Genomic DNA, 25385 nt, shown 5'->3' with positions numbered 1-25385 from the left:
ACGGCCGGGCAGAGAAGTTTCGAGGGTCGGGGGTGCCCGCAGCCAGGTTAGATCGAACTCATGTTCAGCGCAGGGAAATAGCTCCGTCTGGCACTCTCGGTCAGGGGCGATCGACCCCACACATGCGGTTACTGCACGGTAGCCAGAGGTCTAGCAGCGCCGCGGCGGCGACGATTCGAGCAGGGCCGCGAGGTCCTCGCTCGCCAGTGTCAACTTGGATCCTGCTGCGTCTTGTGTGCTGCTGCAACGATTCTCGTGGAGATCGAAGGATCGAAAGATCCGACCACTTCCTGGCAGCACATCGTGCCGGACCGGGCCGGTGCCGAAGCAGGTTCCAACCGGCGCTGTGGTCCTGGTGTGGCAATCATCAAGCAGGGGTAGCGGGTACCGGGCTCGTGCACAGGGGAGCGATGTTCTGTAGCCCGCCCGTGGTTGGTGAGGTCAGGTACAGGCAGGGATCTTCGCCGGCGGTTGTGATGGCTGTGCGTACCCGGTCCCACTGGTCGTCGGCCAGTGCCGTTGTCCGCGACAGAACGAAGCCGGACAACCGGTAGGGGTCGGTGACCAGTGCCCATGAATAGTCGGCGCCGAGGGCGGTGACGATGTAGTTCGTCGGGCCGTATCGCATGTCCTGAGTGGGCACGCCGGGGAAGCTGACGTGCAGTTGTGCGCCCGTGTCGGCATCGTTGACCGTTGCGGTACCGCGGATTTCGTTCAGGGTTCCGCCCCAGGTAGTGCAGGTATTGCGCACCGAAACATCACCGGCGGCATCGAGGGCGTACTCGGCGCGGGTGTCGCGCGCGCAGACCAGGTTGAAGAACTGCGGTATGGCGGCCAGCTGATTCCAGGTGCCCAGATAGCGGTCGAGTTCCAGTTGCGGAACCGGTGCGGGCGGCGTGGCCGAGGCCGGTGCGGACAGGCCCACGGCTACCGCTGTGGCCAGCATGGTCAGTGCGGCGGTCGAGCGAGCGAGATCCATGACGTTCCTCCTTGTTCGATGCGGCCATCCTAGCCACAATCGATGCAAGAACGATGCACTGCTCGCATCGGGGCAGATCCAAATACGTGGTCATCCATTGCCCTCTGAGCCGTCCAGTGCGAAGCGGTCATCCATAACTCCGTTTCGACTGTCCTGCGATTCGGGGGCTCCGAGTTCGCGGCACCGGCGTCTTCACCGCACGCCCGGTAGGTCGGCCATGTCCACCGGGGGATCGTGTGAACCTGGTCATCGGCTCGTTTCCGGCGCGAGGGGCGGGTATCGCACCTTGGACTCGATCCGTCAGCGTGTTCCCCGAGAACCTGGAGGTCCCATGGCCGCACCCGGCCAGGTCGGCGTGCAATCGTTCCGAGCCCGCACGGCGGACGCCGAGCTGCACGATCTGCGTGCTCGACTGGCAGCGGCGCGGTTCCCCGAGACCGAGACGGTCCGGGCCGAGTCGGCGCCCGGCCGTTGGGAGCAGGGCGTCCCGCTCGCCGACATTGGTGCGATCGTCGACTACTGGCGCACCAAGTACGACTGGCGATCGTTCGACGAGCGGCTCGACCGCATCGGACAATTTCGCACCACCATCGATGGCGTGGGCATTCACTTCCTGCACCGCAGATCCGCGCGCGCCGACGCGACACCGCTGATCATGACGCACGGGTGGCCGGGTAGCGTCGCCGAATTCGTCGATGTGGTGGATGAACTCGCAGATCCGGCGAACGCGGGCGCACCGGCATTTCATGTCGTCGTTCCATCGCTGCCGGGGTTCGGGTACAGCGAGCGCCCGGCAACCACCGGGTGGGGAGTCGGGAAGATCGCGGCGGCGTGGGTGGATCTGATGACCAGGCTCGACTATCCGGAGTTCGTTGCTCACGGCGGTGACTGGGGCGGTGTGGTCACCACGATCCTGGGTGCGAGGTACCCGGAGCGGGTTCTCGGCATCCATACCCTGACCCCGCAGGCGCCGCCCGGGCTGACAACCGACGGACTGACGGCGACCGAGCGTGACTGGGTCGAGTCGACCCGCGAGTTCTGGACCGGCCCGCGCGCGGCGTTCGCCAAGCTCCAGGCGGACCGCCCCCAAACGATCGGGTACTCGCTCGTCGACTCGCCGGTCGGCCTGCTCGCCTTCATTCTCGACAAGTTCGCCGAGTGGACCGACACCGACGACAGCCCGTTCGAGACCATTTCCATGGACCGCCTGCTCGACAACGTGACCCTGTATTGGCTCACCCGCACGGGCGCGTCGGCGGCCCGCATCTACCACGAAAGCCACGGCGGCATAAACACTTTCGATCCCGAGCTGCGGGTCGATGTCCCTGCCGCGCTCACCGTCTATCCCCGCGATATCGAGAAGTGCCCGCGCCCCTGGGCGCAGCAGCGTTTCCGGCGGATCGTGCGATGGAACGCCCCCGAGCACGGCGGGCATTTTCCGTCGATGGAGGTCCCCGGTTATTTCGTCGAGGATGTGCGCCGGGGTCTGGCCGAGGTACTGGCCGCTGCCCGCTAGCCGAGACCGCGCCCCGGAGGATGGGGTTCCCGGACCGGGTGCCGGGTATCGCCGAGCAATGGATAACACGAGCATGTCCATTCCCACCGACACACTCGTCACGATCACCAATCAGGCGGGGGAACGGCCGTGGGCCAAGAGTTTCCCGTCGGATCCCGTGGCGGATCCGGCCTGGATCACGCTCGATACCGAGTTCGGGCAGCTGTTCCAGCAGTGGCAGATCTCCGCGTTCGACGAGGGCTACACCATCAAGAACGAGGCGCTGAGTTCGCTGGCGGCCGGGCAGGGCACCGACGAGGTGGCGTGCCACAAGGAGTTCAACCCGAGCACGGGCACCTGGCTCATCGAGGCCGCGGGTGATGGTCTGTACGTGATCAAATCACTTTCGGAGGACCTGGTCTGGACCGCGCACCGCCACGATCCCGACCTCGCCCCGTCGGTGTCGCTGCGTCCGTACGCCGGCGGGCGCGAGCAGCAGTGGGCATTCGAGACCGACCCGGTGGCACCCTGAAATAGCGTTGTCCGCGACGAGCATCGTGGCCGGGAGAGCGCACGATGCGGTTGAGGCCTGCACCGGCCGGGCGAGGTCAGGCGATACGCGGGCGCGGCAACAGCATCGCCCGGCCCATCGCCAGCACCGCGTCCAGGTCCGGGAAGTTCGGCAGGTCGACGTAGTGCGGGCGGGATCGGGATAGGCGAGCGCGTGGCATCACCACGAGTTTCGCGGTCGTGGTGACCACGAGTTCGCAGTCGGGTCCGCAACCGCGCACCAGGCCACGGCACCCGCCCACACTCCAGCCGACCACGGTGATCGAGGCCCGCCGTCCTGTGCCGGGGCCGTGATGGTGTCGGGTCGGGCGGATCCCGGCGGCCACCAGTTCGGTGATGAACGCGTGGATCCGGGCCCGGGCGGCGTGCTCGGCACGGTCAGGGCGACAGGAACGTGGGGTGGAAACGGTTGTCATGACACGTCTTTCCCTAGGGGCCCCGTCCTGCGGGAACGGGTATGTGAGGGGCATTACCTGCCTGACCGACTCGAAACACCCACCCCCACAACACTGTTCCTACTCATACCGACCTATCTGGCATATCGGACCAGTTCACAGCGAAGGCGTTTGGACCGACGGCGGGCGGATAGTTCCCTGGCGATAGCTCGTCGCGAGGGTTGGGCGGCGAGGTATCGGCCGCCCAGGGCGGCGCGGGTCCTGTCCCTCCTCCGGGACCCGTCCAGGAATGCCGCCGCGCCGGTGCGGGCCCCACATCCCCACCCCGCACCGGCGCGGCGGCGACCGGCGTTATCGGCTCAGTGCTCTGACGAAGCCCGGTCCCAGGAGTACACGAGCAAGGACGCCGCCGAGCAGTGTGTCGGCGTTCAGCAAGCGCATCTCGGCGGGTGGTTGTTCGCAGCGACGATGGCGTGGGTGTGGGGGCGCGTGTCTCACCCGGGTGGGGTGAAGCGCACACCCGGCCGCGGACCGACACTGCCGGACATCGACCCGATTTTGTCCGCCGGGCCGGTCGCGACCCCTGAGCCGCGCGTGCCTACGGAATCCCTGTGGCATTCGGGTGCATGCTGTGACCGGGCATCCAGGCATGCATGCCCGTGCTGACCTTGCGTAGATCGGATCTCGCTGTGTGACAACCGAACCCACCCCGTGCTCGTGAAGGGAGAAGTCGTGTCAGTGCCGAACATTCTGTTCTTCCATGTCGACAATCTCGGTTTCGGTGAGCTCGGCTGCTACAGCGGCGGCCCGTTCCGCGGGGTGTGGACCAAACGGATCGACGACGCGCCGGCACGCGGATCCCTCACGAAGGGCGGGCACGATGATTACTCGAGCGGGTCGGTTACGAATCGAGATCGAGCACGAACACGACTTCGGGCCGGTGCTGGTGGTCCACGGGGAGATCGACGGCTACACCGTTCCGGCTTTGCAGCGGGCCCTGGCCCGCGCCGATTGCGCGCGCCCGGCCCGGCTGCTGGTGGATCTGACCGGGGTCAGCCATATCGGCTCGGCGGGAGTGCGCGCACTACTCGATGCCCACGCCTCCGCGCCCGAGACATTGTTCGCCGTGATCGCCACCGACGCCGGCGCGCGGGTGCTGCGGGTGGCGGGCCTGGATACGTTGATCGCGGTGTATCCGTATCGGGCGCTGGCGCTGGTGTGTACCGCGGCCGCGGTCGCCCCGCCCGGGAACTGATTCACCCCGCGGGTTCGTACGCCCCGGTGCGGGGGAGTTCGGTGGTGGGGTAGTCCAGCAGCAGGTACATCTGTGCGCAGAAGGCGTCGATGCTGCCGTAGCGTTCCACGATCTGCGCCGCGATTCGGCGCAGATTCGCGCTGGTGCGGGAATCGTCCACCGCCAACCCCTTCCACTAGCTGTCGCGTGCGCCGGTGTTGTCGCGGCGCCTGGCGGGAGGGATCGTGAGGTTGGGTGGCTCCCGCCAGGCGTTCGTATCCGAGACGGAGATTTCCGCTATCGCGGCACCGAACGACAAGGGCCGCTTGGGCATACGACCGGGTTGCCGTGCGGTGCCGTGGCCCCGAATGAGCAGAAGGCTCCAGCATCTGTTTGACCATCCGGCACCGCGCCCAAACACCTTTCGGCGAAGTCGTCGCGAATGTCCGATTAATGCTGTTGTCCTGCACGGATACCGAGTCGCGAGCCCGACCGAACCGCGCGCAGCACGCAAGCAGTAAATACCCGGTGGCTGTTCTCGCCGAGTGCGCCGGTCGATCATCGACTGCGGTCAGGTTTGGCGTCGCGGGGCGGGGTAGGTCCCACGGGTGACCTTCGCGGTCACGTATTTCGCAGTGGTCGATAGGAGGCACGAGATGGGTTTGTCCGAATCGGAGGCTGCACGCCTGCGTGACGAGCGTGCGAACCTCGTGAAGTTCCGGGCAAAACTGGCCGAGTCGATAGATCAGGTGCAGCACGGCGGCAGTGCGATCATCGGCGAGGAGTACGTCGCTGCTCGAGAGGACGAAGCCCTCGTGCAGACCCGGATAGATCGGATCGACGCGATTCTGCGGGAGGATTCGTCGGGCCCGTGAGAATGCTGATTCGGTCGCTTCGAGCACCATGCCGAGCGCAGCCTCGACCGTTCGGTCGAGGACTTCCCCTTGGGTCGCCGTCGAACGGCTTGTGGCGTGCGGAATGTCGATCGGCGCTGTCCACCGCCGGCCAGACCGACCCGGCGGGCTCTCCGTCCTGGTCGTCAGGGCCGCCCACGCCGGTCACCGCGACGGTGATGTCGGCGGCGAGCAGAGTGCGCGCTCGGAAGCCATTGTGCGCGCGGCAGTTTCGGACCGCTCCGCTCGCTCCTCGATCGTGGGCACGGTGTCAACCTACCGCCGGGAAGCGGGCGACCGACGACGGTGTCTGCCTGTAGCTACGGGCTTGTCGGCGGAGCGCCGCCGGCGGGCGGATCGTCGAGGACGGCCGAATCCGGCACCGGTCCCGCGGGCGACAGTGGGGGATGGTCGGGGGTATCGGAGGCGAGGGCGTCGGCGAGTGCCGTGAGCGCCTGCGCCTGGCCCGGGCTCAGATCCGCTGCCGTTCCGGTGGGAGGAAATCCGAATTCGGCCAGCAGCTGTTTGAGCGGTCCTACGCTCGCCGGTGATAGTGAGTTCCACGCGGCAGTCGCGGCATCGTGCGAAGCGGTCATCGATAACTCCATTTCCGCGGGGGTACAACAGGTTCCACGCTGCGGGCCGGACATGATCGTTTCAACGGTCCTGCGATTCGGGAGGCGAGGCCGCGAGGCCGGAGAGCGCGCCTCGGCTCGGGGGCGCGAACAGTGCCGACGGCTAGGCGGCTTCGTGTGCGTGGTCGAGGGCTTGTTCGCGCAGTGTGGTCAGGGTGCGGGACAGCTCGCGCGATACCTGCATCTGGGAGATGTGCAGGGCTTTGCCGATCTGGACCTGGGTCATCTCCTGTCCGTAGCGCATGGACAGGATTTGACGTTGGCGCTTGGGCAGTTCGGCCAGCAGCGGCCCGATGGTGATCGAGTCTTCCATCAGCGCGTAGCCGTCTTCGGCGACCGCGAGTACTTCGGACCGCATGGTGGGGGCACTGTCGCCGTCGTCGGTGGGCAGGCGCGCGTCCAATGATTGGGTCGCGTAGGAGTTGTTCGCGATCAACGCCTGGGTGACCTCGTGGATGTCGGCCTGGAGATGGCGGGCGAGTTCGCGGGCGGTGGGTTCGCGTTCGAGCCGCTGGGCGAGTTCGGGGATCGTGGTCGCGATCTGCTGGCGGAGTTCCTTGGTGCGGCGTGGGACGCGCACGGCCCAGGTGCTGTCGCGGAAGTAGCGGCGGACCTCGCCCATCACGGTCGGGATGGCGAAACCCAGGAAGGACGAGCCCCGGGCGGGATCGAATCGATCCACGGACAGCACCACGCCGACGGCGGCGACCTGGGCGAGGTCGTCGTGGTCGACACCGCGGCCGTTGTATCGGTTGGCGATGTGCTCTCCGAGCGGGAGCGCGGTCTGGATGATCCGGTCGCGCAGGCAGGTGTGTTCCGGGGACCCGGGCATCAGGTCCGAGAGTTCGGTGAGTCGAGGCTCGAGGTTTTCGTACGGATCGTCGTTGATTCGTGCGTCGTGGTCGCTTCCGATCGTTCGTGCGGACATATCGGTGTCCTCAAAGCAGGGGACGGCCACCGGTTAGTGGGCCATATGTCTGGCGTGCCCGGGTTATGAGGGCCGAAACCGAGATCGACCGACCAATCGGAATACCCCTGCTCAGGGCGTTATGTGGGTCGGTGCCCACCGCGGTCCTGTTGTTCGCGGCCTGCCGCGTACGCCGCCACACCGGATGCCTTGTTCGCGGTCTCGCGGGGCGGCCGGTCGGGTAGGTTTCCAGCCGCCACACCGCTCGGGGACGTCTGGGACGATGCTGCTGTAGCCGGTCTGTGCGGCCGATTACCCTCGGCCGTGCAGACTCACTGCCGCGGGCAGGTCATTGCGTTGTCAGCGATCGAATTGGCCGTCCGCGACGCCCTTCGTGAAGGCATCCCATTCGTCGGCTCCGAACGTCAAAGTGGCTCCGGGGCAAGCGATTACGGCACCGTCCTCGATACCTACGGTGATCCGCGCGTTGCCCACCACCCCGGACTCGCCACTCAATACGAGGCCGAGCAGGTCCGGCCACAGCGCGGGCGGAATCGACACGATCGGCTGGTCGTCGGCGGGGCCGGTGTACTTGCTGTCGCGAATGCGCGCGGCGTCAACACCGAAACGAACCTCGACGCAGGTGCCTGCTTCTTTCGAATATTTCGACTTGAACCAGGTGGTGCGGGAAGGGCTCGGACCGGCAGTGCTCATGCTCTCGATGCTAGCTCGCGCGCGGTCCTGTCGATCAGGTCGTAGGAGTGCTCGCGACTTGGCATGGCAGCAAACACTTTTTCGTAGACGTAGTTCAGGTTTCGAACCTGAACGGAGTCGTCGACGATCTGCCCGAACAGCGCGTTCTCGTACCACGCAACCGTTGGCAGTCGTGAACTTGCGAAGTCGATCAGATAGAACGTGCCGCTGAGGGCGGCGTATTCGGGGGCGCCGAACGGGATCACCCGGACGTCAATAGTGTTGGGGTACTGCTCCATCAGCATCTGAATGTGATGGAGCTGCGCAATCTGGATCTTCTCGCCCCATGGGTGTTGCAGTAGAACCGCTTCGGTCAACATCGCGGTGAAGTGCAGGGGTTCAGGCCCGGTCAACCTCTCCTGCCTCATCATTCGCGCTTCGATGTACTGGTCGGCTTCGACTGCGGACCGTACTCCATACGGCGAATTCATCAGGGCACGAATGTAATCGGGGGATTGCAGCATGGCCGGCACCAGTACGCCCTCGTACTCGCGGATGCTGTGCGCACCCTGCTCCAGGCCGAACAGCCGCATGAGCTCATCACCGAACAACGCCGAGAAGCGCGCCCAATGCCCGGGTTCCTTGGCCGCGACTCGCAGTTCGAGCATTTCGGATCGCTCCGCGTCTGGGAACTCCAGCACATCCAGGACTTGGCCGAGCTTCTCTTGGGTAGGCACGCTTCGGCCGGTCATGACATGAGACCAGTACGCGGGGGTGAAGCCGACCTCCTTGCAGAGCGCCGGAACCTTGATGCCCAGCAGCTCGAGCCGCTGTCGCAGGCGGATCGCCAACTCCCATCGAGCGACGGTTGCCGAACTCGAGTTCACCGCTGGACCTCCTGCGCTCCGGATTGACCGGTCAAGGCTATCAAGATCTGGTAGCCCATGGCGTTAGAGATTACTGCTTGCCATTTGCGGTATACGATACTAACTTGATTGTGTCGCTCGTCACATGAGTCATTTCGGTCCGACCTCTACCCCGGTGCTCCCGCTCTTCACCTGATGAAAGGTGATTCTCGATGGACCCATTGCCCGCCAAGCGCCTTGTGCTCGCTGCCTGCAGGGGCGATGTGCCCCAGGATGATCCGCTACTCCGCTGGGTCGGCGAGCTGGCCGGCATCCATCAGCGGCTACTGGGTTGCGGGGAGTTCGTGCCCGTGGAGCTCGATCGGCTGCGTGCCGGACTGGTTCGCGACATCGATCTGTGGGTGGCCAGGCAACTACCGCCGGCCCCGGGCGGCGCGCGTCTGCACACCGAAACTCTCGGGATGGTCATCGATCGACTGGCGAGATTCAGCGCGTCCGCGCACGCGGCGCTGGCCGGGACCGTCGACCTGGAGTTGTGGGACGCGTGGGAACGGTTGGCGGAGTTGGCCGTCGGCTACGAGGACCTCACCGACGAGGTGTCCTCCGGGCGGCGCCGACTGCCCTGCGCTCAATGAGAAGTCCTCGATTCCGCACGTTCGGAGGGTGTGATGATCACAGCGATATGGACATTCCTGATCGGCCTCGGTCTCGGCGGTGCGGCGGTGTGGGCGCTGCTGTCCGATGCCGTGGCGTATCCGCGTCCCTCTGTGCCGAGGGACGCGCGCTGGACCGTGAGCGGCATTGCGGCGCGGATCGAGCGTGAAAGACTCGAAGCGGCCCACCTGCCCGCCCTGCCGAGCCACCGATGACCCCCACGTCGGGTCACATGTTCGTCCACGCGGACGGACGGCTGGCCGAAATCCTCTGCAACGTAGAAGTTGTCGCCCTGACCTCGCGACGCGCCGAGCAGCTGCGCCGCATCCATCACGGGCACCGATCTGATTGCCGCGTCCTTGCTGCGGCCGTCGCGTATTCCACCACCTGATCGTTCGCTCGCGACGCACGTCTGCACCGACCGCAAACATGTCGGACCAGAGCCCTCGCTGAGCGAGCCGGCCGGGCCAGGTAAATCCCAGAGGACACGCCCGCGCGGAAGGTCGAATAATCCCGTATGTCCGGGTATATACGGTGTGGTGATTCAAGGGGGTACCGGCTCGGCTTCGGCGGTCGCGGCGAAGCAGGGCCGGTCCGGACACGATGAGGGGAAACCATGGCAACCGATTACGACGCGCCCCGACGGACCGAGATCGAGGGCGAAACCCAGAACTCGGTCGATGAACTGAAGTCTCGCCGTGAGGAAGCCGCGGCCGCGGTGGTCGACGTCGACGAGACCGATATCGCGGACCTGTTCGAGCTGCCCGGCGCGGATCTCTCCGACGAGGTCCTGGCGGTGCCCGTGGTCCCCAAACAGCCCGACGAGTTCACCTGCTCGAGCTGTTTTCTGGTCCACCATCGCAGCCGCCTCGCGAACGACGCCACGACGGAGTGCGCCGATTGCGCGGCGTGATTCCGGCCTGACCCGCGTTATCCGTTCCGAATGAGAAGCGGTGGTGCGCGGTGAGCTCGGCGCGGATCACTTCCAAGTGCCCGCGCCGCAGCCGCCGCGGGTTCCGGAGCCTTCCCTGACCCCGGAACCGTTGCGGCCGATGATCTATCGCTTACGCTTCGGGTCCTCGTCGACTCCTTCGGTCTCGAAGCGTTCCTTGCGCACGGTGCCTTCCACGGTCTGGCTGTCCTGCACCTCGTCGACGGCGAGGCGGACCCGCTCGACGGGCACCGCCTCCGTGGTGACCGTGACCTGGTCCTCGTGCAAGGTCACCTCGGTCTCCTGTTCGCCGAAATCCACGGCCCCGACCGCATCGGCGTCGGTGATCGGCTCCCGTACGACGTGCACCTCTTCGTGGGTGGTGGGCACCGTGATGGTTTGCTCCTCGGTGACCACGTACTTGCGCAACTTGGCCGTGCCGGTCTCGGTGCGCTGCTTGTTCACCTCGAGGTGCTCCTCGGAACGCACGAGGCCCTCGTCGCTGCCGCGCGGACGTCGTTGCTCGTCCGACCGCGGTTGCTGACCTGTCGGGTCCGCGAAAGCGTTCCATCCGGCCCGCTGCGGGTCGACGTGGTAATGCACGAACAGTTGCTGTTCCTCGTCGGCGGTGATGTCGTGGTCCATGGCGATATGCGGTGCGGACTTGACCTCATCCTTGGCGACCTGCACCTGGAGCTGATCCGAACCCGCCTGATGCCGCGCACCGGCCAGTGGCACGAGGGAGTCGTCGTGGAAGAAGCCGGTGGACACCGCCGCCCAGGTCGGCGCACCCGAGACGTTGTCGATGTAGATCTGCTTCACCTTGCCGATCTTGTCGCCACCCCGGTCGTACACGGAGTTACCGATGATCTCGTCGAGCAATCCGGTCATGATTCCTCCTCGATCGTCGAATTCGATTGGCCCGCCGTAGCGCGGGCAGTACTCGGAAGGAGAGAATGCGATTCGAGCCGGCCGTCCGGCTTCGCGTCGACAAAGCCAGCGACATTCCGGCAACTACCCGGGTATCAGCCGAACAAACGTCGCGGGATGAACTGACACTGTGCGGAGGGTCCGAAAATCTTGGCATCAACTGGCGTTCTGCGGTGAAGATAACTATTGGATCGAGGCGCTGAACTGCCACTCCCGGTGACCCGGGTACAGGTCGCTTGCTCGCGCTCTCGATTGCCGTAGCGCTGCCGGGGAAGCGGCCGGGCACGTGCTGCACGCCTGCGCCCAGCGACCGCAGGTTGGAGGTCGCATCTTCCACCAGCATTACCGCCCGGCGTGTCGGTAGGACGTTCACAACGGCGCGTGAGCCAGGATGTGTCGCGGAGTTGACCACTGTCGCCCCTCGACCAGTGCGAACAGTGGAACCTCGTGGCCGGCTTTCGTCGCGCCTCCCGCTCACCGGCAGGGAGCGGGCGTGGTGGTGTGTTCTTCCCCGATTTCATGTGGATCAAAGGAGACGGAACCGGTGCGCAAGGGTTGGGGCGGCGTGCTCGTGGCGGGGTTGATGGCGACGTCGGTCGCCGCGGCGCGTCCGGCGGCGGCGGACGAATGGTGGCCGTGGTCGGGCATTCTGCCCGAGGAGATCAGTTGTGCCGCACTGGGTTTGCCGGGGCGGGCCGGTGCGTGGCCGCTGCCGCTGTACAGCCCGGACGTGGGTATCGGCCTGCTGACGATGCCTCCGGTTCCGCCGGATGTCGCCGCGCGGCTACCCAATCGGATTGAACTGCGCACCGACAAGGGCGGATTCAACGAGGTGTGGCAGTACGCGCTGCTGGACAACAACCTGTACATCAAGGCCGTCGCGGGGGAGTCGGGCTGGCGCGTTCCGCCGGTGCCCAACTGCCTGCGCGGACAGATCACCGGTATCTCGGTGGACGGCAGCCGATTGATGGCCACCGGGCCCGAAGGCTGGATCTACACCCTGGAATCGGCCGACTGGACACCGGAACTGTGGTGGTGGACAAAGCGATTCGGCGCGCCGATCTGGCTCGATCCCACCGGGACGCGGGTGCGACCGGGCTCGCAGGCCTGGAGCCTGTCCTGGTTGAACCCGCAGTACGTTCAGGTGCTGCCGTTCCGGCACGACGGACGCTGGACAGACGCATCGGGACACGAGGTCCCGGTGGGCGGGGCCGGCGTCACCACGGTGTACGTGCTTTCACCCGAAGGTGATCGGATCGCCATCCTGGACCCGTGGCTGCCCGCCAGTGACCCGCTGCATCCCGAAATCAGCGAACTGGCCGACGATTACAGCTACGAGCTCCCCGGCCCGTTGAACGGACGATTCCGGGCGATCAATCTCAGCTCGTCGGGTTCGACCACGTTCGTCATCAACGAGTACGGCGACATGTTCACGCGCCTGTGGGATTTCGATATCTCGGGCGCGGACACCCTGTTCTTCTCGTACTCCTACGAGGATCAATCGGCGTTCGACTCCGCACCGAACAACTTCGAGCACGAGTTCTCACGCTTCCCGCAGTTGCGTCCCCCGTTCAACCGCTACGCCGATATCCAACTCCCGGCGCCGGATTGGATTGCGCAACCCAAGATCTCGGGCGAGATCACCTCGACCATCAGCATCCACCAGACCGGAGCCCGCTCGCACGAACGCGAACTGCGCGTGGAGGGCCGCGATGATGAGGGCCGTACCGGCTTCTGGCACAAGCCCATCGACCCGAACGCCGACTGGGCGTTCACCATCACCGACCAACCGCAGCAGGCGGACACCCTGGACAACCGCCCCGGCGACACCTCCCACCTGACGATGAGCCCGCCCACCGGAGTCCACTACAGCTACCGCGACGCCGAAGGCTGGACCGTGGAAACCCGCGACTTCGACTACGCCGGAGACCGAATCACCCTGCGCCTGTGTGAGGCCGGCGGTGCGTGCACCGATGTCGCCGGGCACCTCGCCAGCGACACCCGCATGGGCTGGCAGCGCGAAGGACTGAGCGACATGCCGCGTAAGTACCACGGCATCGTGAGCGTCACCGCCGAGGAGATGACCTCGCTCGAGCAACGGTCCCCACGCCTGCACACACTCGTCGATCGGCTCATCGGGGAAGGACGGATGCGCAATATCACTGCCGAGGCATCGATTTCGAGCCTCACCCTGCGCACCAGCGAGGGCCAGGAGATGGCGATGACCCGGACCGGATAGCCTCGGGGGTACCGAGCTCTCCGCATACGAACCCGCCACCGACCTCCACTCCACCGTCATCGCTCACAGCAGTCGTGCGATCAAGCTGGAATCGAGGTGGTAAAGCAGTTGCGCGACATCATCGTAGACATCCGCCGCGCCTTCCCGTTCGAGCTCGGCGCGAGAGATACCGCCGCTGAGCACACCGATCGCCGGGACACCGACCGGGGCGCACGCCCGAATGTCCCATACCGTGTCCCCGATGAAGACCGCGCGATCGGCGGGAACACCGGCGCGATCGAGCGCGACCCGCACGATCCTGGGATCGGGTTTGGCCTGGTCCACATCGTCTCCGCTGGTCACCGCATGAAGCACGGTGTCGCTGTCGAGCAGTTCGCGCAGCACCGCGAGTTCGTCCGGTGGGGCGGAGGTAGCGAGCAGGACTCGTAGACCGCGCGAGTGCAGCTCGGCGAGAATCTCCCGGGCCCCGGGCAAGAGCGTGAGTTCGGCGGCGGAATCCAGGTAGAGACGGCTGTGTTGCTTGTCGGCGTGCGCGGCGCCCTGGTCGTCGAGTTCGGGGGCCACGGTGTGGATCAGGCGATCGCCGTCCATGCCGATGGCCCGGTGGATACGCCAGGTAGGCACGGTCACTCCCGCGTCGGCGAACGCTCGATGCCAGGCTCGCGCGTGCAGGTAGTTGGAGTCGACGAGCGTGCCGTCGATGTCGAACAGGACCGCTGCGGGATCGGACACGAAACAACCTCCTCAACTCGCGGTGTCGTGCCGGCTATTTGCTGTCTACCCAGCACACCCGCCGTCCAAGCGTCGGCCCGGCGGGGGGAGATCTGCGCGCGCCCGAAGGCCGGACGACTCCGCAAATTCATTGCCCAGGAGTCGCGGCCTGTGTGAGACGTGGTTGGAGGGGTAACACCCGCGGTGCCGGGGTGAGGTTCAACAGCGCAGCTTCGCCTTGGCCTCGAATCCGAGGTGAACGTGCTCGAACAACAAGCACGTTCATACCCCGCTGGCACACAGGCGGTTCGGCCCTTGACGGGCCGGACCGGTCCGTGCGACCTCTCTTGCTGGTTCAGGCGATCCGGAGGGCGGGCCGGGTGTCCTGCGCTTGGGAGCGGAGTGTGGTCAGGATGCGGGTGAGCAGGCGGGAGACCTGCATCTGGGAGATGTTCAGGGCCTTGCCGATCTCGGCCTGGCTCATCTCCTGTCCGTAGCGCATGGCCAGGATCTGGCGGTCGCGAGCGGGGAGTCGCGCCAGCAGCGGGCCGACGCTGATCGAGTCCTCCATCAGCTCGTACCCCTCCTCGACACAGGTCAGGGCCGCCGGGATCGCGACGGGCAGGGTGTCGGAGTCCTGCCCCGGCGTCCGCGTATCGAGGGATTGGGTCGTGTAGGCGTTGTTGGCGATCAGCGCCTGGGTCACTTCGATGAGCTCGACGCCGAGGTGCTCGGCCAGCTCGCGGGCGGTGGGTTCGCGATCGAGCCGCTGGGAGAGCTGGGCGGCCGCGACCGTGACCTGCTGGCGCAGTTCCTTGGTGCGCCGGGGCACGCGCACGGCCCAGGTGCTGTCCCGGAAGTAGCGCTTGACCTCGCCCATGACCGTGGGGATGGCGAAGCCGAGGAAGGGCGCGCCGACGGTGTGGTCGAAGCGGTCCACCGCGAGCACCACCCCGACCGCCGCGATCTGGACCAGGTCCTCGTGGTCGACGCCGCGCCCGCCGTAGCGCTGGGCGATGTGCTCACCGAGCGGAAGCGCGAGTTCGATGATGCGCTGGCGCTGACGCTCGTGTTCGGGGGTGCCGGGGTCCAGACGGGCGAGTTCCTCGAACTGCGGCTCGAGGTTCTCGTACGAATCGGCACTGCGCCGCGTGCGGGTGGGTGTCGTCGACATGTCGGCTTCCTCGGGGCTGTTTCGACCAGGGGCACGAGGACATTTCCCGCCCTGGAACGTTTCAAACCCTCCGTCGGTGAAAAACCATGCTGCGGTCGGTCCAGCGCGACATGTCAGCTCGGGTCGGCGTCGATCTGCAGGGCGCGCTGTAACAGGAACGGATCGTGCGCGTTGACCAGCAGCAGTTCGGTCGCGCGGGCGGTCCACAACTCGGCCAGGCGAGCGTGGTTACCGCGCACCGTGTCCCGGTCGTGGGCGACGAACCACTCCATCGCGGTCAGCGCGCGCGGCACCGGGCCGATGCCGTCGATCTGCCCGTGGTGGTAGAAGGAGTCCCCGGCGTGGAGGATCCATCGTGTGCCGGTGTCCACCGCGATGGCGGCGTGGCCGCGGGTATGGCCGGGCAGGCTGATCATGACCACGCCCGGTGCGACCTCGGTGAGTTCCTTGGCGGCGGCGAATCCGAACCAGCGATCCCCTTCGCCGGGGTTGTGGCGCACCAGGATCGGGTGGTGGTCGCGGTGGGTGGGCAGGTAGCGGCCCTTCTCCACGACACTGCTCGGGTGCAGCGCCGCGTCGTCCTCGTCTGCGGTGAGATGCACTCTGGCCCACGGGAAATCGGCGAGGCCGCCGGTGTGATCGGCGTCGAAGTGGGTGAGCACGATGTCGCGCACATCGCGCGGGTCGAACCCCCGTCGTTCGAGCTGGCGGATCGCGGCCTCGTCGGCGTTGAACTCCGGGCGAACATAGAATCGTCCCGGACCGAACCGGCCCGCGGGGTCGGCGGCGTCCCGCAATCCCAGCCCGCTGTCCACCAGGACCAGCCCGGTGTCGGTCTCGAGGAGGAGGACGTGGCAGACCAGGCCCTCGGGCGTGGCCCACGGGTGCATGGTGCCGCAGTTGAGGTGGTGAACCTTCATCCCAGTGCCTCGAGCATCGTTGCCATGACCGCGGGATCGCCGCCGATCAGACCGGCGTCGATGGTCTGGATCGGGTTGCTGCCGTCCCAGTTCGCGGCCGCCAGTTTCACGAGGTCGAAAATGAACTTCTTGGTGCCGCCGACATCGGAGATCTCGATCACGGTGCCGGGGTGATGCTCGGTTTCGAGGTAGGCGAAGCGACCGTCGGCGCCGCCGATGCGGCCTTCCTGCCCGACGGTGAACCCGGCGTCGATCGCCCGATCGTAGAACCGCTGGTAGTTCTCGCTCCAGTAGGCGACATGCTGCACGCCTTCGTGTCCGGCGGCGAGGAAGTCCCGATACATCGAGGGCGCGTCGTTGGTCGGGGTGATCAGTTCGATCTGGATGTCGCCGCTGTTGGCGACCGCGACATCCATCTCCATGTCCGACGGCTGTCCCCGGTAGGTGAAGTCCGCCGGGCGCACCCCGCGCAGGAAGAACCACGGGCCGATGCCACAGGCGACGAAGTTGCGCATCGAGGCCTCGATATCGCGTACGACGTAACCGATTTGGGCGATGCCGCCGAACATGTTGGCCACCGGGCTGGGCGCCGGAGCCGGCCCGGTGTGCGCGTCGGCGAAGGACAGGACGATCTTGCCGGTGGCGGCGTTGTCACGCAGGCGCTGTGCGGCGGTCGTCGCGTCGTCGACGGTGTAGACGCTGTCGAGCACGGGCCGGATCTCGCCGGCGGCGAGCGCCGGGAGAACCTTGTCGGCCAACGCGCCGACGACCTCCGCGAGTTCGGTGCGGGTGCGAATACTGAACGTGGTTCCGAGCACGCGCTGGCGACGGAAGGCGAGGGTGTCGAGGTTGAGATCGGTGCCCGCGCCGGCGAGCCGGCCGATACTGACGATCGTGCCGCCGATCGCGGTGGCAGCCGGCAGCTGGGCGAAGAGGGCTCCACCGACATGGTCGAGGGTGATGGTCGCGCCGGTGCCGTCGGTGGCGGCGAGCACGGCGGCGGCCAATTCCTCTGTGCTGGTGTCGATCACGACATCGGCGCCCGCGCGCCGCAGCGCGTCGGTCTTTTCCGCGCTGGTGGTCGTGGCGATAACCGTTGCGGCGCCGAGGGTTTTGGCCAGCTGGATGCCGATCAGCCCGATCGAGCTGGTGCCGCCGACGATGAGCACGCTGTCACCGGCGCTGAATCCGGCCTGGGTGACCAGGGCGTCGTGTTCGGTGATGAGGCCGACGGGCAGCGTTGCCGCGGTATCGAAGTCGAGGTGGTCGGGGATCGGCACCACCAGCCGGGGGTGGCACAGGGCGTAGTCGGCGAAGGCGCCGGCGGTGATTCCCATGACCCGACTGCCGACGGGCAGGTGCGGGGCGAGCGGGCTCGAGGTCTCCACGACCCCGGCCACTTCCATGCCGGCGACGAACGCTCCGGCGTCCTGGGAGTTGGCGGTGTAGCTGCCCTCGAGGGCGTAGAGGTCGGCGCGATTGAGACCGGCGGCCATGACCTGGATTCGGATGGCGCCGAGTTGTTCGGGTAGGTCGCGGTCTTCGAGGACCCAGTCGCTGGTCTTCCCGCCGATGAGTGCGCGCATTGTGAGGGTCTTCTCCATGAAAGTGCTTCGGGTGGAAATCAGTCGGTGAGATCGGCCGGCGGAGTGTCCAGCAGCCGGGGATCGGGATCGCCGCCCGCGCCGGACGCGGCGCCGACGAGGACGCGGGCGAGGGTGAGCAGGCCGCGGGGGTTGCGTTTGTCGATTCCGTCCAGCAGCTGACGCAGGACGGTGAGCTGGTCGAAGTAGATCCGCTCGATGATCAGGTGCTCGTGTTCGTCGAAGACGAAGTAGGCATTCATGCGGGTGCGGTGTTTCGACCCGGTGGGCGGGATCTTGCCCAGCGGCCCCAAATGCGTTCCCAGTAGCCAGAATTCCACGATCACCGCATCGTGGCTGTGCCGCAGGGCGATGATCTCGTGGTCCTGGTCGGGGAACGCGCGGCGGGTGTCGCGGTAGTAGTCGCGGACCTCGGTGTCGCCATCGTGGACGAGCATCGGGGCGATCAGTTCGTAGTGCGGATGCGGGAACGTCGACAGGGTGGCGTCCCAGTCCTGGGCGACCTCGTCGTGGAAGTGGTCGAGGACGAGCTTCTCCCGTGCGCGCAGGACGTCTTCGGGAGGCAGGGTGAATCGTGCTGACATGAGCGGGCTTTCAGTGTCGCGGGCCGTGGGTGAGATGGCCGTGGTGGAAGGTGGGATGGGTGCCGGGATTGGTCCACATGCCGGTCAGCTCGCTGGAGGGGAAGAACTGCAGGAACCGTGGGTCGGCTTGGCTGCGGTCGGCCAAGGTCTTCTCGAGGATGATCGAGTTGTACTGATCCGCCGTGGTTTCGATGGTGTTGGCGTTGAGCACGACCTCCTGGTCCCAGCGCCGCGCCCAGCGCGCCAGCCCCGGTAGCCGGGAGTGCTCGGGGGTCAGCGCCTCGGTCGCGATCACGTTCTCGCTGCTGACCCAGATACCGGTCGCGGTGTTGACCACCAGGCTCTGATTCCCGAACACGTGCCCGGGCGTCTTGACCACGGCGACACCGGGACCCAGCAGGACCGATCCCTCGATGGGCAGGAACGCCTCCGCGGGCACGTCGCGGTAGGCGGCGGGCTGGTACCACGGCTTCTGCAGCGGATGCAGCTCGGCCATGGCGGCCAACTCGTCGCGTTGCACGATGACCTTCGCGCGGGGGAACCGAGCCACCGGGGTGGTCCCGAGGTCGTCCTGATGGGTGGTGGTGCCGACCCAGCGCCGCAGGTCCTGGGTGTGCAGGTGGTCGAACATCAGATAGTCGACGTCACCGGGGGCGATTCCCAAGCGCGCCAGATGGTCCGGGACCGTGCCGTGCTCACGAACGGTGGCCCGCTCGAGGACGGCGGGAGTGCGTTGGGCGAGGGTGTCGAAATACGGTGTGTAGCGGCCGAGTTCGACGTCGGAGGGCTCGAACAGCAGGGTGCGGGGCCGGCCGTCGGAGTCGTGCCAGCGGATCACGAGCATTCGGTTGGTGATCGACAGTAACGGCGCGATCGCCCGCGAGGCCCGGAACAGTCCGAACCGTGTCGGATAGGGCAGGGTCACCAGGTCGCAGGTCGTGATGCTGTCGGGGGTGCCGGTGCCCGGGAATTCGCGTCGGAACGCGAGTGCCTGGTCGCGGGCGCGCGCCAGGCGGGCGCCCGGTCCGCCCTCGACGTGTGCGAGGTCGGTGAAGGTATCGATTCGGGTCCCGACGGTCGGGAGGTCGACCACATCGGAAGTGCCCCAGGGGAAACGCATGCCGGACTCCAATATCCACAGCGTGGGTTTTAGGTGTCACGACGATATACCCACGGTGTGGATTTAAACAAGGGGGTGATGCAGAATGACGGCATGACCAGTACGCCACCCACCGCGCGCCGCGGACGACCCCCGAAAGGTTCCGGGCAACTCACCCGAGCGGGGATCGTCGGGGCGACCCTGCAGGTCATCGACAGCGAGGGCGTCGGCGCGGTGGGTCCCCGGGCGGTCGCACGGGTGCTCGGCGTCGATCCCAAGAGCCTGTACAACCATGTCGACGGCAAGGACGGGCTGCTCGACGCGGTGGCCGAGTACCTGCTGGGTTCGATCGAGCTGCCTCCGCGCGCCGGTGATCTACGCGGTGATCTGCGCGCGGTCGCGGACGCGTTCCGTGATCGCGCCCTACTGCATCCCGCGGCCGCAGCGCTGGTGCTCACCCGGCAGTTGTCCTCGGTGGAGGGCTTGGCGCCGGTTCAAGCTGTTCTCGACATCCTGCGTTCCGCGGGATGCGCCCCGAACGACGCTGTCCATCTGATGCGGACCCTGGTGGCCGCGCTCATCGGCACACTGCTGCGTGAGGTGAACGCCGGCCCCACCTACGGGACCAGCGACCTCGTCGGTATAGCCGCACGCCAGGAGGTACTCGAGCAGTCGGGTCTGCCCGCTGTCGTCGAAGCGGCCCCCTATCTCGCCCGTTTCGACAGCCAGGCCGAGTTCGACTACGCCATGGACCTGGCCCTCGACGCGGTCATCCTCCGCGTCACCGCGGCGACTATCGCGAGAAAACCGCCACCAGAAAATCGGATTCGTCGCTGAACGGCCGCAGATCCCAGGTCGACAGCCGCAGGTCGCAGTGGAGTCCGGCCTCGGCGGCGTCGGCGAGGAACTGTGGGAACTCGTACCCGCGGTCGGCGCCGAAGCCCACCACCACCCGGCCGGTGGGTGCGACGTGGCGGGCGAACCCGCCCAGCACCGCCGCGCGGGTCGAAGGCGCCAGGAACGTCATGACGTTGCCCGCGCACACGATGACATCGAACTCGGCCGCGACGCCACGGGCCGGCAGGTCCAGTTCGGCGAGGTCGCCGACGAGCCAGGTCGGGCCGGGGTAATCCTGTTCGGCTGCGGCGATGAGGACGGGATCGACGTCGACGCCGACCACCGTGTGGCCGACCTGATGGAGGTAGCCGCCGACGCGGCCCGGACCGCACCCGGCGTCGAGGACGCGGCTGCCGCGCTCGAGCATCGCGTCGATCATGCGTGCCTCACCGACGATGTCGGTGCCCGCCGCCGCCAGCGCGCGGAATCGTTCGACGTACCACGACGAATGAGCCGGATCCGCCGCGGTGAGTTCCTCCCACTGGCTCGGGGTGCGTCCGGCCATGTCTGTTCCTCCTCGCTCGGTCCGATACCGCTCCCACTCTGCCACCGTGGTGCCGGTTGCCCGCGCGGGGAGGCCGGGTGAGTGCGAGGAGGCTTGCCGCTACAACCCCTCGGTCCTAGCCCGCGCAGCGGCTACCAGCACACCACCGACCGCAGTACCTGCCCGGACTTCATGGTGGCGAAAGCCTTTTCGACCCCGTCGAGCTCGATCCGCTCGGTGACGAACTGATCCAGGGGAAGCCGGCCCTGGCGATGGAGCTCGATCAGGGTGGGGAAGTCGCGTTCGGGGAGGCAATCGCCGTACCAGGACGACTTGAGGGCGCCGCCGTGGGAGAAGAAGTCCAGGAGGGGCATCTCCAGGCGCATGTCGGGGGTCGGGACGCCGACCAGGACCACCGTGCCGGCGAGGTCGCGGGCGTAGAAGGACTGGGTCCAGGTCTCGGGGCGGCCGACCGCGTCGATCACCACGTCGGCGCCGAAACCGTTGGTGTACTCCTTGATTCGCTCGACCGTGTCCTCGCTGGCGGCGTCGACCGTGTGGGTGGCGCCCAGGTGGGCGGCGGCGGTCAGCTTGGTGGCGTCGCGGTCGACCGCGACGATCGTGGTCGCTCCGGCCAGGCGGGCGCCGGCGATCGCAGCCACGCCGACGCCGCCGCAGCCGATGACGGCCACGCTGTCGCCGCGGCCGACGTTGCCGGTGTTCAGGGCTGCGCCCAGGCCGGCCATCACACCGCAGCCGAGGAGACCGGCCACGGCGGGGTTGGTGGCGGAATCGACCACCGTGCACTGCTTTTCGTGCACCAGGGTCTTGTCGGCGAAGGCGCCGATGCCCAGCGCGGGCGTGAGTTCGGTGCCGCCGGCGAGGGTCATGCGGCGCGAGGCGTTGAAGGTGTCGAAGCAGTACCACGGGCGGCCGCGGCGGCACGCCCGGCAGACGCCGCAGACCGCGCGCCAGTTCAGGACGACGAAATCGCCGACCTCGACGTGGCTGACATCGGATCCGACGCGGTCCACCACCCCGGCCGCCTCGTGGCCGAGCAGGAACGGGAACTCGTCGTTGATCCCGCCCTCGCGGTAGGTGAGGTCGGTGTGGCACACCCCGCAGGCCAGCACCCGCACCACGACGTCGTGTGGACCGGGATCAGGGATGGTGATCGAGGTCAGTTCCACCTCGGCCCCCGACTCGCGCGCGATCACGCCCCGCACCGTTTCCGTCATAGTCCCTGCTCCTTCGAAGATCGATCGGCCGCCGCGGCGGCCGGGAGACGTGCGAATCCACCGCGTTCGCACGGCGATTCGCGGCCTGTTCCTCCCGCCGATGTGACGCTAACATGCGTCCTGGAATTAATTCCAGACTAGTGTCTGGATTGATGGACGGACTAGATTCCGCCTCGGATGGCGGCCGTCCTTCGCCGGGTTTCCCAAAGGAGTGAGAATGCCCATTCGCGTCGCACACGTCGGCACCGGCAACGCGGGCCGGCTGGCCCTGGCGGGCTTGATCGGCAGTCCCGAGTACGAGCTGACCGCGGTGTGCGTGTCCACGCCGGAGAAGGTCGGGGTCGACGCGGGCGTGCTCGCGGGCCTGGACACCGTCACGGGCATCACCGCGGTCGGCGACCTCGACGCGCTGCTGGCCACCGAGCCCGACTGCGTCGTGTACTGCGCGATGGGCGACACCCGGCTCAAGGAGGCCATGGCCGACTGCTGCCGCATCCTGGCCGCGGGCGTCGACGTAGTCGGCACCGCGCCGGGCATGCTGCAGTACCCGTGGCAGGCGCTGCCGCCCAAGTACATCGAGAAGGTGGAAGAGGCGGCGCGCGAAGGCGATTCGAGCCTGTTCGTCACCGGTGTCGACCCGGGATTCGCCAACGACCTGCTTCCGCTCGCCCTGACCGGCACGTGTCAGACCGTCGAGCAGGTGCGGTGCATGGAGATCGCCGACTACGCCACCTACGACGGCGCGATCGTCATGTTCGACGTGATGGGTTTCGGCAAGCCGCTCGAGGAGGTGCCGATGCTGTTCCAGCCCGGGGTGCTGTCGCTGGCCTGGGGTCCCGCGATCCGCCAGCTCGCGGCCGGTCTGGGCATCACCCTCGACGCCATCACCGAAGAGTGTGAACGCGTGCCCGCCCCCGAGGGATTCGACGTCGCGGCTGGGCACATTCCCGCCGGCGGCCTCGCGGCGCTGCGCTTCGAGGTACGCGGGATGGTGGGGGACCGGCCCGTCATCGTCATCGAGCACGTGACTCGGCTGCGTGAGGACCTGTGCCCGCACTGGCCCTACCCGGCGCACGGCGGCGGCTCGTACCGCATCGAGATCACCGGTGAGCCTTCGTATGCGGTGGACATCTGCCCCACCAGCCGCAAGGGCGACCACAACCACGCCGCGATCGTGGCCGCGGCGGGCCGGGTGGTCAACGCGATCCCCGCGGTGCTGGCCGCGCCCGCGGGTATTCGCACGACTCTGGATCTGCCGCTGATCACCCGCCCGGGTCTGGTCGATTTCGCTCCCGCGCACTGACGCACCTCGGCGCGCGCCGGTGTGGCGCGCGCCGAGTCGAAAGTATTTGCAGCCCTTCGAATATCAGAGCGCGAAACGGCCCGCGAAGGCACGCAGCGGCAGGTCGGCGCTGGTGATGATGCCGGGCGGGGCCGCGACCACGGCCCGGAGGGAGTTGAGCACCGGCAGGCCGGTCACGCTCATGCCGATCGAAGCGAAATTCTCGGGCTTGGACAGGTCGAATCCCTTGCGGGGGAAAATCATGTGCTTGCTGTAGATACTCGGGTCGCCGGTCACCTCGGTGATGTAGCAGCCCTGGATCTTCCACGCCGGATCCGTGCGCGGGGTCATCTGCCACTCCAGATGCGTTTCGACGCGCGGGATTCCGTCCACCATGCCCCGGTATTTGATGTAGCTCGCGCCCAGGGAGCCCTTGGGCATGAAATACCAGCCCAGGTCGACGTCCTCGGTGCAGGCGCCGAGTTCGTAGTCGAAGGTGACCTCGTCGAGTTCGAGGCCGAACGCGTCGGCCATCAGGTAGACCGCGTCGGAGAACACGGCGGTGTACTTGTAGAGCGAGTCGGGGATGCTCGGATCGTCGATCGGCCGCCCGTACCCCACCGCCTTCCAGGTGTCGACCGAATGATGACAGGACACGTCGACCGATTCGGTCACCGTGATGTTCTCGATCTCGGCCACGTCCGCGGTGTGCACGATGCCGAGGATCTGGCACAGTCCCGGGTTCATGCCGGTGCCGTAGAAGGTGGAACCGCCACGCTCGCAGGCGGATTGCAGAATCTCGCTGACCTTGCGGCCCGAGGGGTGCGGATGATTGCGGTCGCGATGAAAGCCCGTGATCCAGTCCGCGGTGGTGACCACGTCGATGCCCGCCTCGAGCACCTTCTCGTACAGGCCCTCGTCGGGGAACACCCCGTGGAAGGTCAGCACGTCCGGGCGGGCGGCGATGATCTCCTCGACCGTCCCGGTGGCGATCACCCCGATCGGATCCAGGCCGACGATCTCCCCGGCGTCGCGGCCGATCTTGTCGGGTGAATAGCAGTGCAGGCCAACGAGTTCGAGGTCGGGGTGTTTGCGCACGCGGCCGATCATCTCGGTGCCGAGATTGCCGGTCGCGACCTGGAATACCCGAATCGGGGGAGTGGTCATCGGTGCCTCTTGTTCGGTTGTGCGGGTGGGGACTACGTCGTGGAGGTGGGCAGGATCGCGCCGCTGTACGGCCGGTTCGGGTCGGTTCCGGTGGGCCCGCCGTCGGGGTAGAACTGGCGCGCCCATTCGCGCAGCGCGGTGAAACCGCGGAACTCCTTGGGGGACAGCGCCGGTGGATCGGTATACCGCTGGTGGGACCAGATCTCGATATCGGCTGCGAACTGGTCGATGACGAACCCGGCCATGGTGGTGCCGTAGCGGTTGATCTCGGGGCCGTCGTCCCCGGGCCGGCGTCCGATCCACACGGTGAAGCGCACATCGCAGGTGTCCGCGTCCACCGGCGTGACGGCGGGCATCGTGCGATTGTCGATCATGCCCCAGCTCGCGGTGATCGAGCAGCCGAGCCCGGCGTTGATCGAGCGCACGCCGCTGTTGACCTCGGACTCCGCGACGTTCTCGTCGAAGGCGATGGTGAAGTCCACGTAGGAGACCGGGCCGGAGAAGTCGTGCCGGGTGAACTCGGGCACGAACGGGGTCTTGTGCACGACCTTGAAATGGGCGAAGTCGACGCCGTTCTCCATCACGTACTGCGGATGCAGTTGCAGGCCGGGCCGATACAGGGTAGCCGCGGGCACCGGCGGGTAGTAGTCTGCGGCGCTCTTGCCGTCGTCGAACGCGGTGAAGATGTCCGGTACGTCGAAATACGGTGACCACCGCGCCGCAGTCGGGCAGCGCGGTGTAGAGCGCGGCGTGCAGCGATGCCTCCGCAGACGGTCGCGGTCCCCGATCCGAGACCGCCGCAGC

29 protein-coding genes and 1 pseudogene are annotated in these 25385 nt (G+C 67.0%); 11 read left to right on the top strand and 19 right to left on the bottom strand.

The window, feature by feature from the left end:
* Nucleotides 1-367 precede the first annotated feature (367 nt).
* Nucleotides 368-979 carry a lipocalin family protein gene (locus tag ACWDOP_RS00150; RefSeq protein ID WP_456343152.1) on the bottom strand — a complete coding sequence of 204 codons (612 nt, stop codon included), beginning with the start codon at nt 977-979 and terminating at the stop codon, nt 368-370.
* 331 nt (nt 980-1310) lie between these two features.
* Between ACWDOP_RS00150 and ACWDOP_RS00145 the strand changes: the two genes are divergently transcribed.
* Both ACWDOP_RS00145 and ACWDOP_RS00140 read left to right on the top strand, forming a co-directional pair.
* Nucleotides 1311-2495 (top strand): epoxide hydrolase family protein, encoded by a 1185-nt coding sequence (locus tag ACWDOP_RS00145; protein ID WP_456343151.1) that lies wholly within the window; start codon nt 1311-1313, stop codon nt 2493-2495.
* Between the two features lie 73 nt (nt 2496-2568).
* Nucleotides 2569-3006 (top strand): RICIN domain-containing protein, encoded by a 438-nt coding sequence (locus ACWDOP_RS00140; protein WP_456343150.1) that lies wholly within the window; start codon nt 2569-2571, stop codon nt 3004-3006.
* Between the two features lie 76 nt (nt 3007-3082).
* Here ACWDOP_RS00140 and ACWDOP_RS00135 read toward each other — a convergent pair whose 3' ends face one another.
* The gene (locus tag ACWDOP_RS00135) at nt 3083-3460 is read right to left on the bottom strand and encodes a hypothetical protein (protein WP_456343149.1); all 378 of its coding nucleotides are present in this window, start codon (nt 3458-3460) and stop codon (nt 3083-3085) included.
* 859 nt (nt 3461-4319) lie between these two features.
* Here ACWDOP_RS00135 and ACWDOP_RS00130 point away from each other — a divergent pair.
* Nucleotides 4320-4694 (top strand): STAS domain-containing protein, encoded by a 375-nt coding sequence (locus tag ACWDOP_RS00130; protein WP_456343148.1) that lies wholly within the window; start codon nt 4320-4322, stop codon nt 4692-4694.
* A 1-nt stretch (nt 4695) separates the two neighbouring features.
* Here ACWDOP_RS00130 and ACWDOP_RS00125 read toward each other — a convergent pair whose 3' ends face one another.
* Nucleotides 4696-4854 carry a hypothetical protein gene (locus tag ACWDOP_RS00125; RefSeq protein ID WP_456343147.1) on the bottom strand — a complete coding sequence of 53 codons (159 nt, stop codon included), beginning with the start codon at nt 4852-4854 and terminating at the stop codon, nt 4696-4698.
* A 427-nt stretch (nt 4855-5281) separates the two neighbouring features.
* Between ACWDOP_RS00125 and ACWDOP_RS00120 the strand changes: the two genes are divergently transcribed.
* Nucleotides 5282-5548 (top strand): hypothetical protein, encoded by a 267-nt coding sequence (locus tag ACWDOP_RS00120; RefSeq protein ID WP_456343146.1) that lies wholly within the window; start codon nt 5282-5284, stop codon nt 5546-5548.
* Here the strand turns inward: ACWDOP_RS00120 and ACWDOP_RS00115 are convergent.
* From ACWDOP_RS00115 to ACWDOP_RS00095, 5 genes are all read right to left on the bottom strand, one after another.
* Entirely contained in the window at nt 5445-5762 is a 318-nt protein-coding gene (locus ACWDOP_RS00115) for a CinA family protein (RefSeq protein WP_456343814.1), read from the bottom strand. The two genes, ACWDOP_RS00120 and ACWDOP_RS00115, sit on opposite strands and share 104 nt — an antisense overlap.
* A gap of 124 nt (nt 5763-5886) precedes the next feature.
* Nucleotides 5887-6162, bottom strand: a complete 276-nt coding sequence (locus tag ACWDOP_RS00110; protein WP_456343145.1) for a hypothetical protein — start codon at nt 6160-6162, stop codon at nt 5887-5889.
* Between the two features lie 142 nt (nt 6163-6304).
* Complete coding sequence (locus ACWDOP_RS00105) at nt 6305-7129, bottom strand: SigB/SigF/SigG family RNA polymerase sigma factor (RefSeq protein WP_456343144.1); 825 nt, start codon at nt 7127-7129, stop codon at nt 6305-6307.
* Between the two features lie 339 nt (nt 7130-7468).
* On the bottom strand, nt 7469-7822 hold the full coding sequence (locus ACWDOP_RS00100) for a DUF397 domain-containing protein (protein ID WP_456343143.1): 354 nt from the start codon (nt 7820-7822) through the stop codon (nt 7469-7471).
* The gene (locus ACWDOP_RS00095; protein WP_456343142.1) at nt 7819-8688 is read right to left on the bottom strand and encodes a helix-turn-helix domain-containing protein; all 870 of its coding nucleotides are present in this window, start codon (nt 8686-8688) and stop codon (nt 7819-7821) included. The genes ACWDOP_RS00100 and ACWDOP_RS00095 overlap by 4 nt, the downstream gene beginning before the upstream one ends.
* 191 nt (nt 8689-8879) lie before the next feature.
* Here ACWDOP_RS00095 and ACWDOP_RS00090 point away from each other — a divergent pair, with 191 nt between their 5' ends.
* The 4 genes from ACWDOP_RS00090 (at nt 8880) to ACWDOP_RS00075 (ending at nt 10234) form a co-directional block, all read left to right on the top strand.
* Nucleotides 8880-9302, top strand: a complete 423-nt coding sequence (locus tag ACWDOP_RS00090) for a DUF4254 domain-containing protein (protein WP_456343141.1) — start codon at nt 8880-8882, stop codon at nt 9300-9302.
* 33 nt (nt 9303-9335) lie between these two features.
* Nucleotides 9336-9536: a hypothetical protein gene (locus ACWDOP_RS00085; protein ID WP_456343140.1), complete on the top strand. Its 201-nt coding sequence runs from the start codon at nt 9336-9338 to the stop codon at nt 9534-9536.
* The gene (locus ACWDOP_RS00080; RefSeq protein ID WP_456343139.1) at nt 9533-9712 is read left to right on the top strand and encodes a hypothetical protein; all 180 of its coding nucleotides are present in this window, start codon (nt 9533-9535) and stop codon (nt 9710-9712) included. Before ACWDOP_RS00085 ends, ACWDOP_RS00080 begins: the two co-directional genes overlap by 4 nt.
* A gap of 225 nt (nt 9713-9937) precedes the next feature.
* Complete coding sequence (locus ACWDOP_RS00075) at nt 9938-10234, top strand: DUF4193 domain-containing protein (RefSeq protein WP_456343138.1); 297 nt, start codon at nt 9938-9940, stop codon at nt 10232-10234.
* Between the two features lie 144 nt (nt 10235-10378).
* Here the strand turns inward: ACWDOP_RS00075 and ACWDOP_RS00070 are convergent, their stop codons facing one another.
* The gene (locus ACWDOP_RS00070; protein WP_456343137.1) at nt 10379-11143 is read right to left on the bottom strand and encodes a PRC and DUF2382 domain-containing protein; all 765 of its coding nucleotides are present in this window, start codon (nt 11141-11143) and stop codon (nt 10379-10381) included.
* A 583-nt stretch (nt 11144-11726) separates the two neighbouring features.
* Here ACWDOP_RS00070 and ACWDOP_RS00065 point away from each other — a divergent pair.
* Nucleotides 11727-13421, top strand: a complete 1695-nt coding sequence (locus ACWDOP_RS00065) for a hypothetical protein (RefSeq protein WP_456343136.1) — start codon at nt 11727-11729, stop codon at nt 13419-13421.
* Nucleotides 13422-13484: 63 nt separating this feature from the next.
* Here the strand turns inward: ACWDOP_RS00065 and ACWDOP_RS00060 are convergent, their stop codons facing one another.
* The 6 genes from ACWDOP_RS00060 to ACWDOP_RS00035 form a co-directional block, all read right to left on the bottom strand.
* Nucleotides 13485-14153: an HAD family hydrolase gene (locus tag ACWDOP_RS00060; RefSeq protein WP_456343135.1), complete on the bottom strand. Its 669-nt coding sequence runs from the start codon at nt 14151-14153 to the stop codon at nt 13485-13487.
* Between the two features lie 334 nt (nt 14154-14487).
* Nucleotides 14488-15306: a SigB/SigF/SigG family RNA polymerase sigma factor gene (locus ACWDOP_RS00055; RefSeq protein WP_456343134.1), complete on the bottom strand. Its 819-nt coding sequence runs from the start codon at nt 15304-15306 to the stop codon at nt 14488-14490.
* A 113-nt stretch (nt 15307-15419) separates the two neighbouring features.
* On the bottom strand, nt 15420-16226 hold the full coding sequence (locus ACWDOP_RS00050) for an MBL fold metallo-hydrolase (RefSeq protein ID WP_456343133.1): 807 nt from the start codon (nt 16224-16226) through the stop codon (nt 15420-15422).
* A complete protein-coding gene (locus ACWDOP_RS00045; RefSeq protein ID WP_456343132.1) occupies nt 16223-17812 on the bottom strand; it encodes a zinc-binding dehydrogenase in 1590 nt (529 codons plus the stop codon). Before ACWDOP_RS00045 ends, ACWDOP_RS00050 begins: the two co-directional genes overlap by 4 nt.
* A 38-nt stretch (nt 17813-17850) precedes the next feature.
* Nucleotides 17851-18414, bottom strand: coding sequence for an ester cyclase (locus ACWDOP_RS00040; protein ID WP_456343131.1), 564 nt, complete (start codon nt 18412-18414; stop codon nt 17851-17853).
* Between the two features lie 10 nt (nt 18415-18424).
* Complete coding sequence (locus ACWDOP_RS00035) at nt 18425-19534, bottom strand: hypothetical protein (RefSeq protein WP_456343130.1); 1110 nt, start codon at nt 19532-19534, stop codon at nt 18425-18427.
* A 93-nt stretch (nt 19535-19627) separates the two neighbouring features.
* On the opposite strand from ACWDOP_RS00035, the gene ACWDOP_RS00030 reads away from it, so the two are divergent.
* Nucleotides 19628-20350 carry a TetR/AcrR family transcriptional regulator gene (locus ACWDOP_RS00030; RefSeq protein ID WP_456343129.1) on the top strand — a complete coding sequence of 241 codons (723 nt, stop codon included), beginning with the start codon at nt 19628-19630 and terminating at the stop codon, nt 20348-20350.
* On the opposite strand, the gene ACWDOP_RS00025 is transcribed toward ACWDOP_RS00030, so the two are convergent.
* Nucleotides 20307-20915, bottom strand: a complete 609-nt coding sequence (locus ACWDOP_RS00025; protein WP_456343128.1) for a class I SAM-dependent methyltransferase — start codon at nt 20913-20915, stop codon at nt 20307-20309. The genes ACWDOP_RS00030 and ACWDOP_RS00025 overlap by 44 nt on opposite strands.
* Nucleotides 20916-21046: 131 nt before the next feature.
* Nucleotides 21047-22132, bottom strand: a complete 1086-nt coding sequence (locus ACWDOP_RS00020) for an S-(hydroxymethyl)mycothiol dehydrogenase (RefSeq protein ID WP_456343127.1) — start codon at nt 22130-22132, stop codon at nt 21047-21049.
* Between the two features lie 217 nt (nt 22133-22349).
* Between ACWDOP_RS00020 and ACWDOP_RS00015 the strand changes: the two genes are divergently transcribed.
* Nucleotides 22350-23435, top strand: a complete 1086-nt coding sequence (locus ACWDOP_RS00015; RefSeq protein WP_456343126.1) for an NAD(P)H-dependent amine dehydrogenase family protein — start codon at nt 22350-22352, stop codon at nt 23433-23435.
* A gap of 63 nt (nt 23436-23498) precedes the next feature.
* On the opposite strand, the gene ACWDOP_RS00010 is transcribed toward ACWDOP_RS00015, so the two are convergent.
* Both ACWDOP_RS00010 and ACWDOP_RS00005 read right to left on the bottom strand, forming a co-directional pair.
* Nucleotides 23499-24581 (bottom strand): NAD(P)H-dependent amine dehydrogenase family protein, encoded by a 1083-nt coding sequence (locus ACWDOP_RS00010; protein ID WP_456343125.1) that lies wholly within the window; start codon nt 24579-24581, stop codon nt 23499-23501.
* A gap of 32 nt (nt 24582-24613) precedes the next feature.
* A pseudogene (locus ACWDOP_RS00005) lies at nt 24614-25385 on the bottom strand (hypothetical protein); the annotation flags it as partial.

This window comes from Nocardia sp. NPDC003693, from assembly GCF_053981095.1.
Note: the sequence above shows the minus strand (reverse complement) of the source record. Positions and strands in the feature narration are given on the sequence as shown.

Coding starts and splice junctions, on each gene's coding strand:
- ACWDOP_RS00150 (WP_456343152.1), bottom strand. CDS start 979: ATGGATCTCGCTCGCTCGACCGCCGCACTGACCATGCTGGCCACAGCG.
- ACWDOP_RS00145 (WP_456343151.1), top strand. CDS start 1,311: ATGGCCGCACCCGGCCAGGTCGGCGTGCAATCGTTCCGAGCCCGCACG.
- ACWDOP_RS00140 (WP_456343150.1), top strand. CDS start 2,569: ATGTCCATTCCCACCGACACACTCGTCACGATCACCAATCAGGCGGGG.
- ACWDOP_RS00135 (WP_456343149.1), bottom strand. CDS start 3,460: ATGACAACCGTTTCCACCCCACGTTCCTGTCGCCCTGACCGTGCCGAG.
- ACWDOP_RS00130 (WP_456343148.1), top strand. CDS start 4,320: ATGATTACTCGAGCGGGTCGGTTACGAATCGAGATCGAGCACGAACAC.
- ACWDOP_RS00110 (WP_456343145.1), bottom strand. CDS start 6,162: ATGACCGCTTCGCACGATGCCGCGACTGCCGCGTGGAACTCACTATCA.
- ACWDOP_RS00105 (WP_456343144.1), bottom strand. CDS start 7,129: ATGTCCGCACGAACGATCGGAAGCGACCACGACGCACGAATCAACGAC.
- ACWDOP_RS00100 (WP_456343143.1), bottom strand. CDS start 7,822: ATGAGCACTGCCGGTCCGAGCCCTTCCCGCACCACCTGGTTCAAGTCG.
- ACWDOP_RS00090 (WP_456343141.1), top strand. CDS start 8,880: ATGGACCCATTGCCCGCCAAGCGCCTTGTGCTCGCTGCCTGCAGGGGC.
- ACWDOP_RS00085 (WP_456343140.1), top strand. CDS start 9,336: ATGATCACAGCGATATGGACATTCCTGATCGGCCTCGGTCTCGGCGGT.
- ACWDOP_RS00080 (WP_456343139.1), top strand. CDS start 9,533: ATGACCCCCACGTCGGGTCACATGTTCGTCCACGCGGACGGACGGCTG.
- ACWDOP_RS00075 (WP_456343138.1), top strand. CDS start 9,938: ATGGCAACCGATTACGACGCGCCCCGACGGACCGAGATCGAGGGCGAA.
- ACWDOP_RS00070 (WP_456343137.1), bottom strand. CDS start 11,143: ATGACCGGATTGCTCGACGAGATCATCGGTAACTCCGTGTACGACCGG.
- ACWDOP_RS00055 (WP_456343134.1), bottom strand. CDS start 15,306: ATGTCGACGACACCCACCCGCACGCGGCGCAGTGCCGATTCGTACGAG.
- ACWDOP_RS00050 (WP_456343133.1), bottom strand. CDS start 16,226: ATGAAGGTTCACCACCTCAACTGCGGCACCATGCACCCGTGGGCCACG.
- ACWDOP_RS00045 (WP_456343132.1), bottom strand. CDS start 17,812: ATGCGCGCACTCATCGGCGGGAAGACCAGCGACTGGGTCCTCGAAGAC.
- ACWDOP_RS00040 (WP_456343131.1), bottom strand. CDS start 18,414: ATGTCAGCACGATTCACCCTGCCTCCCGAAGACGTCCTGCGCGCACGG.
- ACWDOP_RS00035 (WP_456343130.1), bottom strand. CDS start 19,534: ATGCGTTTCCCCTGGGGCACTTCCGATGTGGTCGACCTCCCGACCGTC.
- ACWDOP_RS00030 (WP_456343129.1), top strand. CDS start 19,628: ATGACCAGTACGCCACCCACCGCGCGCCGCGGACGACCCCCGAAAGGT.
- ACWDOP_RS00025 (WP_456343128.1), bottom strand. CDS start 20,915: ATGGCCGGACGCACCCCGAGCCAGTGGGAGGAACTCACCGCGGCGGAT.
- ACWDOP_RS00020 (WP_456343127.1), bottom strand. CDS start 22,132: ATGACGGAAACGGTGCGGGGCGTGATCGCGCGCGAGTCGGGGGCCGAG.
- ACWDOP_RS00015 (WP_456343126.1), top strand. CDS start 22,350: ATGCCCATTCGCGTCGCACACGTCGGCACCGGCAACGCGGGCCGGCTG.
- ACWDOP_RS00010 (WP_456343125.1), bottom strand. CDS start 24,581: ATGACCACTCCCCCGATTCGGGTATTCCAGGTCGCGACCGGCAATCTC.